This window comes from Streptomyces sp. NPDC028289, from assembly GCF_055565975.1.
In genome coordinates, this window is record NZ_JBVHTI010000026.1 from 1 (window position 1) to 10,596 (window position 10,596).

Here is a 10,596-nt window from a genome sequence, read left to right on the forward strand (position 1 = left end):
AGAGCGGCCAACCGTGGCAGAAGACGATGGGCCGGCCGGAGCCCCAGTCCTTGTAGTGGATGTCGAGGCCGTCGGAGGTGGTGATGGAGGGCATGGCTGCTTTCCCTTCCCCTGTGCAGCGATGACATGACAGGCACCTTTCGGTCACCTTGTCAGTCCCGTGCGAAGGAGGTGGAGCCTGCGACGCCCTGCTGTGCGCTGCACGCACAACATGGTTCACATGTCGCACAGTGCGCTGCCGCTGACAGGCGGCTCAGCGCTTTCGCCATTCGCTCGGAGACATGCCGAATTCGGCGCGGAAAGCGCGGCTGAAGCTGGACAGGTCGGAGAAACCGTGGCGTCGCGCGACAGCGCCGATGCTCAGGGCGGCAGAAGTGTCGGCGAGGGCTTGCCGACACGCTTCGAGGCGATGGGTGCGGATCCAGTCCGCGAGACTGATGCCGCTTCTGGCGAGCACTTTGTACAGATAGCGCACCGAGATGTGGTGGGCCGCTGCGATCTGCTCGGCAGACAGGCCCGGGTCGTGGAGGTGCCTTCGGGTGTACTCGAGGATGCGCAGCTGCAGGGTGGCGGCCATGGGTTCGGCCGCGAGCTCGTGGGCCCGCAGATGGGTCGTGATCACGGCACGGATGAGTTCGATGCTCGGACGAGCGACGAGGTCGGCATCCACCGCGGTGAACAGGGCAGGATCGGCGGCCAGCCGGCGCAGATAGTCGTGGGTCAGGGAGGCCACCGGGTGCCCCGGACTCAGCTTGACCGCGCACGCCGCGCGGATCATGTCGTTCGGCATAGCAAGCGCCGAATGCGGCACTCGGAAGAAACTTCCGGTCATGCCGGTGTCGTTCAGCAGGGTGTAGGGGGACGTGGAGTCGTACATGACCAGTTCACCGGGTCGGATCACCGCTTCCCGGTCGTGCTGGACGACCATGCTCGACCCGAAATGCTGCACGTTGATGAAAACACTCGGTTCCATCGAGTCGTGGGCCAGGGCGGCCGTGCGTTCCACCCGCACTGCGGTGGTCCGTCCGGAGCAGACGGTCAGACCGTCCAGGTCCGTGACGACGCCGTGCGCCGCCACGGACCGGCGCCGCCCGGGCCAGTGCAGTTCGATCGGCACCATCGTCGCGCCGAGCGCCTCGTGGACGAACTCGGCACGATCGCGTTCCTCGACCTCGTCGGTGTTCAGAATTACAGGCATCGCGCGGCCCCCTCGACCCTCACCACAGAAACTACATGTGCTGACCAGGCGCGGCGCCCAGCTCGCGCCTCCCCGCAGGCCCGACATCGTACTCGGGCTCCCTGTGTCCGTCGGCTCAGCAGCCCAGAGGTCCGGCCTTCCATGTGACCGGGCCGGTGGCGGCGTTGATGGGTGTGCTCAGCGATCAACACCGGCTGGTCCGGGGAACGGTGTCGGTCCAAGGCCCGCGGGCCAGTCGCAGACCTCGACGAGTCGCTGTTGGAGGAGTGGGGGGGCACAGATGGGTCCTCGGTGTCTCATCTGGACAGGAGAACCGACCGGGACGGGATCGTCCGCGTCGCAGCCCTCGAAGAGTGCCGGCAGCCGACGGCAGCCCTGCCGGGCCCGGTCCGCCGGCGGTCAGACGAGCGGTCGACGGAGCCGCAGCGGAGTGGGGCGCAGGACGTAGGCAATGTCAACACGCAGGTTGCCGTCACCCAGCAGCTGCCGGCGCACCGCGCTCTCCGCGGCCTCGACCTGGCCGGCCGGTGTCTTCGCCCGTCCTCGGGCGAGCTCGGCATCGTTGCCGTCGGCCCGCTTGCGCAGCGCGGCCAGCGGCAGCCATGTGCTGGACGCCTCCGGTCCTGCTCGCTGACCTACGCGCCCGGGGCTCCTGGACCTACCGCGTGCGACAACTGCCGGTTATTTCAAGCCTGTTGCCAGTGTGCGTCCACTGTCGCCATGGGCTTCCCGAGATCCATGTCGGACACATAGTTTTCCGTCAGGCTGAACATCGATTCAAATCGAGGAAACACTTTGACACACCGACAGAACCGAAGATGGCGCCGCCCGCTCGTCGTCTCGGCAGTTCTCGTGGCCATGGCGGCGAATCTGCAGCTGACTGCCTCTGCAGACACACCCCAATCCGGCGCCACCCGCAGCGCGGCTGACAACGTTGCCGCGTCCGTCGTCACCCTGGTCACAGGTGACAAAGTCACCGTCACCCCCGACGCGGGAGGAGGGCCCGGGAACCTCACCGTGCAAGGGCCGGACGGCGAACCCACCGGAGCTCAGATCCTGACCGTGGGAGGCGACACCTACGTCTATCCCGACTCCGCCAACGCGTACCTGGCGTCGGGGGCCGTGGACAAGCGGCTCTTCGACATCACCCGCCTCGTCGCCGATGGATACGACGACGCCTCACTCAAGCGGCTGCCCCTGATCGTCACCTACAGCGGGTCGGACGCCCCCGCAGCCACACTGCGCAAGCGGATCGCCGCCCTGCCCGTTGATGTCACGGGCGTGCACCCCCTCACGAGTGTCAACGGGGCCGCCTTCGCCGAGGACCGCGGCTCCTCCGGCGCCCTGTGGAGCGAGCTCACCGCGGGCCGTCCGCCAGCTTCCGCCGGCCGGACGGCCGATGACGGAGCTTTCACCGGGGGCGTCGCCAAGATCTGGCTCGACGGGCAGGTCCAGGCCACCCTTGCCGACTCCGTCGCCCAGATCAGCGCGCCCGAGGTCTGGCAGAGCGGCAACACCGGCCAGGGCGTCGACGTGGCCGTTCTCGACACCGGCTACGACCCTGACCACCCGGACCTCAAGGACGCCGTCAAAGACAGCGTCAGCTTCGTCCCCGGGGAGGATGTCACCGACCGCAGCGGCCACGGCACGCACGTGGCCTCGACCATCGCGGGCAGCGGCGCGGCCTCCGGTGGCAAGGAGAAGGGTGTCGCTCCTGGTGTGGACCTGCACGTCGGCAAGGTCCTGGCCGACGAGGGGGTGGGGTACGACTCGTGGATCCTCGCGGGCATGGAGTGGGCAGCCCGTGACACCCACGCACGCGTCATCAGCATGAGTCTGGGCAGCAGCGAGAACGCCGACGGGCAGACGGTCCTCGCACAGGCCGTAGACGAACTCAGCGCAGAGACCGGGGCTCTCTTCACCATCGCCGCAGGCAACGACGGCCCCGGCGCTCAGACCGTCCGGTCTCCCGGCACAGCGGATGCTGCACTGACGGTCGGTGCGGTCGACTCCACCGACACCATCGCCGGCTTCTCCAGCCGCGGCCCTCGCTACGGCGACGACGCCGTCAAGCCGGAGATCACCGCGCCCGGTGTCGGCATCCTGGCCGCCCGCTCGCAGTACTTCAGCGAGGGTTCCGGGTCGTACATCAGTCTGAGCGGCACCTCGATGGCCACCCCGCATGTCGCAGGCGTCGCCGCCCTGGTGGCCGCAGCTCATCCGGACTGGACCGGCGACCGCATCAAGGATGCTCTGGTCAGCACGGCAAAGGCCACCCCGGACATTGCGGCGGACGACGGTGGCAACGGCCGCGTCGACGCCGCGGCGGCCGCGACAGCGGCCCTCACCGCGACCGGTGTCATCGACGCGGGCATCCACTCGTCTGACGACGACGCGGAACCCGTGGTGAAGACCGCAACCTGGACCAACACCGGTGATCAGGCCATCACCGTGGACCTCGTCACGGACGCGCCCGATGTCCCCGACGGCGTTTTCAGCGTCTCCAGTAATCGTCTGGAGGTCCCCGCGCACGGGACGGCGAGCGCCACCGTCACCACCGACCTCCGCAAGGCGGGCGAACTCCGGCGCTGGACCGGACAGCTGACGGCGTCCACCGGTGGCACGGTACTCACCCGAACCTTGCTGGGCGTCAGCACCCGCCAGCAGCTCTTCCACGTGCGCAGCACAATCACCGGCCGCTCCGGCGAACCCGCTCACGGCAACCTCACCTTCTTCCGTGAAGGGGACGACTCATTTCAGTACGACATCTTCGACGGAGGACAAGCCGAGCAGCTCCTGCCGCCCGGCCGCTACGCCGTCTACGCCGATTTCCGGGTCGAGGGCACCCACGGAACGTCCTCAGCCGGATACGCCCGCGTGGTCCTGCCACAGGTCGACATCACCGGCAACACGGACCTCGTATTCGACGGCACGAAGCTGCATCAGATCTCCGCGGTCACGCCGAGGAGGACAGAGACCCTTTCGCAAGACCTGGACTACTACCGCGTGTTCGACGACGGCACCTCCGTCGTCTCCAACACCGTGATCGGTGACGGCTGGGACAGCATGTGGACGGCTCCCACCCAACAGGTCCGCGACGGCAAGCAGTACCTGACCGCCCGCTGGCGCGACCAGGAACCGCTGCTCACCGTGTCCTCCGGCGGTCAGGACTTCGACGACCTATGGATCATGCCCGGTTCGGCGAAGCTCCCCGAGGACAACTACGACCTCGACCTCATCCATCCCGGCGAGGGACTGCCGGACGACTACGAAGACCTGGACGCGGCCGGCAAAGCGGCTATTGTTCCCTGGGACTCCACCGACGAGGACACCGCCGACGACCAGATCAAGGCCGCGCAGGAAGCCGGCGTGAAACTGTTGCTGTTCGTCAACGACTCCGACGGACGGCTTCGCGAGGCGATCACCAAGTCCTCGATAGAAGTGGTGGGCCTGTCCCGCACCGAGGGGGAGAAGCTTCTCGCGAGAGTTGACGCCACTGGGCGCATCCCCCTGCGGGCCATCTCGCGACCCGACACGGACTACCTCTACGATCTGGTCCGCACGTGGAAGGATCGCATACCGGGCGAACTCGACTACGCTCCCAAGACCGCCCAACTCGCGCGCGTGGAAGTGACGTTCCACAACCCGACCGGCACCGCTGTCTATGAGAACCGCTACGACGTCCACCCCTGGACCGGCTACACCGTCAGCAGCAACCGACTCAGCACCGCCGGCGCCCACCGTACCGACTACGTCACCACGGACAGCTCATTCTCCTGGACCGAGGAGAGCGAACTCCAGCTCCTGTCCTACAGTTCGTCCGGGCGCTTGCGATACCCAGCGGGACACACAACGGACTCCGAATGGTTCGGCCCGGTCGTACGCCCCCGCATCAACGCCACTGTCGCCGCGCCGGTTCGTACCGGTAACACGATCGATGTGACCGTGCCTGCCTGGGGCGACTCCGGCGGCGTCCATTCCAACACCACACCCTTCGGAAGCAGCACCACTACGGAGGAGACGCGGCTGTACCGCGACGGCACCCTGCTCGCCGAAGGCGGCGGTGCCATGTCCGCCACAGTGCCCGCGAGAAGGGCCGGATACCGCCTCGTTCATGAGGCGACCCGCACAGCCACGGTCGCCTTCCCGTACTCGGTGGCCACCCGCACCGAGTGGACTTTCACCTCGGCCCACCCCGGCGCCGCCGACGGGAGTGACCAACTGCCGCTCATCCAGGTCGATTACGCCCTTCCTACATCCGACGACGGCAAGGCGGCCCCGGATGCCGCCCTGCTCGTCACGCCGACCCACCTCGACGGAGGAACCCATGCGACGCTGCGGACCACCAGGGTCCAGCTGTCCTATGACGACGGCGCCACCTGGACCACCGCCCGCCTCACCGACAAGGGAGCAGGGAAAGTGGCCGCTGCCGTTCATGCACCCGCAGGGGCCAAGTACCTGACGCTGCGCGTTCAGGCTCGTGACAGCCAGGGCAATACCGTGACACAGTCCGTCGTACGCGCCGCTGGAATCGCTTCGTGACGCATCCCTAATGCCCTTCAACGTGACGGCGAGTGCTTCTTCCTAGCACTCGCCGTCACGCATCTGCGCGCGTCATGAAGGGGCAGTGCCACATGCGGCTGCCGCTGGGCTGATGGACCTCGTACGCAAGCGTTTTAGGGGTGTCCGACACCTGATCAGCACTCTTCGGCACGCCGCTGTCCCGGGAGGGGAGAGAACGAAAGCCGTAAAGGGAGCGGGTGACATGTATCGAATAGATGGAGGTCAAGGACGATCAATCGCCACTGCCCGTCAGTCACATGGGGTGGCGAGGGATTCCAACATGGGTATTTTCAGGACAATGCGGGCGCCTCCCTCGGGTGCGGGAGGTGCCTCCGCAGTCAGCGTTCCACCGTGCGCGGTTGCTATGTCGCGGGCGATAGCGAGGCCGAGGCCGGTGCCGCCTTCAGTACGGCTGCGGGCGTTGTCCAAGCGCGTGAATCGATCGAAGACCCGCTCGCGATCGGGCTCAGGGATTCCCGGGCCGTCGTCACGGATCTCAACTGTCAGCTCGTCCGATGAGTGACAGATCTGAACGGTCACGGTGCTACGGGCGTGGCGCAGACCGTTGTCTATGACGTTCGCGAAGAGACGGACGAGTGCGGTGCGGCTGCCCATGACATTGTCCTCATCTCGGTAGTTGTCGGTGACGAGGACGACAGGGTCGCCGGGGTAACGTTCGATGAGGGTTTGCTGCAGGAGGCCGGTCAAACAGAGCGGTTGCAGTTTCAGGAACTGTCCAGCGTCGAGGCGGGCCAACAGCAACAGGTCAGCGACGATCTCTTCGAGTTGCGTGGTGTCACGCAACGCCTCCTTGCTGACGGAGATCCACTCTGCTCGGCCCGGATGGGCCAGAGCCAGTTCGAGGCGAGCCTTCAAAGTGGTGAGGGGAGCACGTAGTTCGTGTGAGGCGTCCGAGGTGAAGGTCCGCAGGCGGCCGACGGCACGTTGGAGTTGGTCAAGTGTGCCGTTCATCGTTTTGGCCAACAGGGCGACCTCATCACCGGAGGCGGGTACCGGGACACGATTTTGAAGAGTGTGTGCCGTGATGGCTGCGAACTCGGCGCGGATGTCTTCGACCGGGCGCAGCGCACGGCCCATGGCATGCCATGTCAGGAAGGCAGTCAAGAGGACTAGAAGTGCGGTGCAGGGGACCAATGCCCAGGCCAACGTGATGACGACGGTGTCGGCTGGCGCCAGGTCCGGGTGCGCCTCCACGAGGACAGGCCCAGCGGAGGTGCCGACTGAGGCACTGGCACCGTCAGGTGTTGTAGTGGTGGGCAGGGGTTCTGTATCAGGATCGACCACGACAACGTCTGGTAGAGCAGCCAGTGCCTCCTGCACTGAAGCTCCGGAGCCAAGTTTGTCGGCCGCTTGCTCCACATGGTCGCGGGCCCTGCGCTCGGCGGAGTCGCGAAGATTGGTGTGCACGGCGTAGAGCAGGACGGCCCAGCAAGCGACAAGGGCGAGCCCGGATACCAAAGCGACTGCTGCGGTGGCACGCGCGCGCACTGTCCGCAGCCGCCGACGTCTGCGGTCAGGCTCCATCGGAGCGGAGCCGGTACGACCCACCGGGCACGGTTTCGATGCTCGCGCGGCCGAACGGTCTGTCGATCTTCCGACGCAATGCACTGACGTTGACCTCCACTATGTTTGGCCCGCCCTCATACGCTGTGTCCCACACCTTTTCCAGAATGGCCGTCTTACTGATGGCGATGTCCGGGGCGGCGGCAAGGAGCGCCAGGATGTCAAACTCTCGCGGCGTGAGGGCGATGTCCATGCCGGCTCGACGGCAGCGGCGGGCGGCAGTGTCGATTTCCAGGTCCCCGAAGTGGCGAACGACCTGTCGCTCCGGGCGAGCACGGCGCATCAGGGCGTGCAGCCGGGCGGTGAGGATCATGAAGGAGAAGGGCTTGGTCAGATAGTCATCGGCGCCGGTCTCCAGCCCCTCGGCTTCGTCATACTCTCCATCCTTTGCGGTCAGCATCAGGATCGGGGTGTTGTCGCCGATCGCACGAAGGTGAGCACAGACCTTGTAGCCGTTGAAGCCCGGCATCATGACATCGAGAATGATCACGTCGTAGGTGTCGGCGGCTGCGCGCGCGAGACCGTCGAGGCCGTCAGAAGCAGCATCGACTGCGAAGCCTTCAGCTCGTAGGCCCTGTTGGAGCAGCTCGACAAGTCGGAAGTCGTCGTCCATCACCAGCACACGCATGTCATACACCTTGTCTTACTGACGTTCTCGGACGCTGAAGAGAATCTTCAGGGCATTCAGCGGATCCTCAGGAGGCGGAGACGAGAGTCGTTGCGTATCCGTCCCCAGCGGCACCGGCGTTCCTGGTTCCGCTATCCGTGAAGGAGCAGATCCTATGAGGGCAGTTCGTAGCCGTAACATCATGATCGCGGGTGTGGTTGCCGCGCTCGTTGCCGCAGGTGGGAGCGCCGCCGCAGCCTCTAGTGGTCACCGTACCGAGAACGGCACCGGCACCACGGCTGACTCTTCGGGCTGTGGGGGCACGCAGACCACTACCCTGCCCGCCACGGGGGAGAAGCACACCTCGATCGTGTGTGGCGGCATCACACTCACTCCGGTTGATGTCCACCCCCACACCGTTGAGCCCAGTAAGGTGCACTCCCACCCCCACCCCGTTGAGCCCAGTAAGGTGCACTCCCACCCCCACCCCGTTGAGCCCAGTAAGGTGCACTCCCACCCCCACCCCGTAGGGTCTGTCGGTTCGAAGAGCGACATCTTGCTCGACGAAGTACCCGGCGTCGAATCGCAGCATGTCCGGTCAGTTCCAGCCGCTCCGGTGAACGGCATCCCCGTCGACGCCGACGCTCACGGAGTCACCCGCGAGCGATGAGCTGAGGCCTTTACTCCAAAGGGCGCCCGGCCTCGTATCATCGGCAGGGCGCCTGACTGCCTACAAGGTTCAGCGTGCGGTCCCACGCCGGGTCGAGCGTGGCACCGCCTGCCTGAGGCAACTGGCGAACTCTCACCCGACATCTCGGTCGCCGAGTGTCGGCGACAGCTGAAAAGTGGACCAGTAGCGACGCTGTAGCCACACCGAAGACACGGCTGTCCATGGCCAGTCCCCGAACAGACGAGCATCACGATCATCTCCGCGTATGGGGCGTGATGCTCGTCTGGCTCAGCTACCGGCCACGTCGGCGTTCAGCCAACATCGGCTCGTGCTCCGATGCACGCTACCCGAGCAGCTCAGAGCGCCGCTTGGAGCCATGTCGGTCCCGTCAACGCTGAGGCCATGGAGCGGCACAGATGTCGTTGAATTGGGGGAAGGAGTTGTCCGGTCTGTGCCTGCGGTACACATCGTCGACGAATGACATAGATGCCCATTTCGAAGGCTGCTCGTCGACCTGGTGGACGACCTGTTCCAGAATCCGGTCGCGCAGGTCCAGCCAGGGGAACGCCGACTGGACCGCTTCTAGGACTGCCTTGTCCACATCTTCGGCCCCGAATCCAAAAATGTCTGCACCGATGCCCAGGTGAGCAAGAGCAACGACAGGCTGTTTGTGGACCGCGATGCCGACGGAGGTGTGCAGTGCCACCGCGTCCCATATCAAGTCGATGGTGGAGCCGGGCAGGCCGCGCTCGCGGGCGAAGCGGGCGGGTCGGAACACACCGTCCACCTCGAACCGATTCGGGCCGGCGCCCTCCTCAGTAAGGCCGACATCATGGAGCATCGTTGCCAGAAACAGCGTCTCATCGTCGTAGTCCCGCCCCGCCTCAAGCTCTCTGGCGACTGTGAGGTTCCCCCGGCGTGCGGGAAGTGCTGATCATCTGGTCAGGAGGGGGTGACGGGGTTTCAGGTTCGTTCGTTCGGCCATTGCCTGGTCGGCGTAGTGCTTCTCCTCGAACTCGATCGGGCTGAGGTAGCCGAGCCGTTTCTGGATGCGCCGGAAGTTATAGAAGCCGTCGATGTACTCGAAGAGCGCCAGGTTGGCCTCGGCGCGGGTGGTGAAGACGCGGCCGCGGATGCACTGCGCCTTGGTGATCATCCACAGGTTCTCCGCGAGGGCGTTGTCGCACGAGTCTCCGATCAAGCTCATGGAAGCCTGAACTCCCGGTCTCAGCAGGCGAGTTGTGAGCTTGATCGATGTGTATTGACAGCCGTGATCCGCGTGGTGAATGAGCTGTCCGGGCTCGACCTCGCGGGACGCGAGGGCGTACTCAAGCGTGGACAGCACCAGGTCGGCGTCCGCACGGGCGGAGTTCTCCCAGGCCACCACCCGGCGGGAGAAAGCGTCCCGGATCGCGGACAGCCACAACGGGCCCTCGCCGGTCGCGATCATCGTCAGATCGGTGACCCACAGCCGGTTCGGCGCACTCGCGGTGAAGTCGCGCTGGACCAGGACCGGGGCCAGGGTGGCCTTGGGGTCCCGGCGCGTGAAGCCCTTGCGACGTGGGCTGATGCCCGCGATATCGGCCTCGCGCATCAGGAGCTCGACCCGCTTGCGGACCACATGAACGCCCTCGCGCGTGGAGACGGGCGGAGCTTGCAGCGCCGGTCGCCCTCACGGATGACAATTGTCGGTTTCTCACACCCATCGTGCCCTGGGCCGTTGGCTTCGCGCACCTGCGTGCCGGGTACCGCACCGACCATGCGGTGTCCGCCCATCCTGGCCTGCGGCACGCCCTGCGGAAACGGGTCTCCAAGGCGCTCCGCTACTGCGGTGACACCTGCCGCAGGGCTCCCGCAGGACCGTGTGCCGGAGCGTACGCAGCGGTGGGCGCCGTGCACTGGCCCTGGCGCCCGCCCCCGGCCGATCCCGTCCGGCGATGACGCAAGCCGCCGGTTCCCCACGGGCCCTACAAC

Annotated in this window: 7 protein-coding genes; 1 reads left to right on the forward strand and 6 read right to left on the reverse strand. The window is 66.1% G+C overall.

The features are described 5' to 3' along the window. The coding region (locus ACZ4UV_RS51845; protein ID WP_467850203.1) for an alpha/beta fold hydrolase at positions 1-94 on the reverse strand (94 nt) is incomplete at its 3' end. Between the two features lie 159 nt (positions 95-253). Continuing rightward, the gene (locus ACZ4UV_RS51850) at positions 254-1,285 is read right to left on the reverse strand and encodes a helix-turn-helix domain-containing protein (RefSeq protein ID WP_467850191.1); all 1,032 of its coding nucleotides are present in this window, start codon (positions 1,283-1,285) and stop codon (positions 254-256) included. Positions 1,286-2,215: 930 nt separating this feature from the next. On the opposite strand from ACZ4UV_RS51850, the gene ACZ4UV_RS51855 reads away from it, so the two are divergent. After that, positions 2,216-5,740, forward strand: a complete 3,525-nt coding sequence (locus tag ACZ4UV_RS51855) for a S8 family serine peptidase (RefSeq protein ID WP_467850193.1) — start codon at positions 2,216-2,218, stop codon at positions 5,738-5,740. A gap of 270 nt (positions 5,741-6,010) precedes the next feature. Here ACZ4UV_RS51855 and ACZ4UV_RS51860 read toward each other — a convergent pair whose 3' ends face one another. The 4 genes from ACZ4UV_RS51860 to ACZ4UV_RS51875 form a co-directional block, all read right to left on the reverse strand. Beyond that, complete coding sequence (locus ACZ4UV_RS51860) at positions 6,011-7,189, reverse strand: sensor histidine kinase (RefSeq protein ID WP_467850195.1); 1,179 nt, start codon at positions 7,187-7,189, stop codon at positions 6,011-6,013. Between the two features lie 106 nt (positions 7,190-7,295). Then, a complete protein-coding gene (locus ACZ4UV_RS51865) occupies positions 7,296-7,973 on the reverse strand; it encodes a response regulator transcription factor (RefSeq protein WP_467850197.1) in 678 nt (225 codons plus the stop codon). A gap of 1,037 nt (positions 7,974-9,010) precedes the next feature. Next, entirely contained in the window at positions 9,011-9,463 is a 453-nt protein-coding gene (locus tag ACZ4UV_RS51870) for a hypothetical protein (RefSeq protein WP_467850200.1), read from the reverse strand. Positions 9,464-9,556: 93 nt separating this feature from the next. Further along, positions 9,557-10,282: an IS3 family transposase gene (locus tag ACZ4UV_RS51875; RefSeq protein WP_467850206.1), complete on the reverse strand. Its 726-nt coding sequence runs from the start codon at positions 10,280-10,282 to the stop codon at positions 9,557-9,559. Positions 10,283-10,596 lie beyond the last annotated feature (314 nt).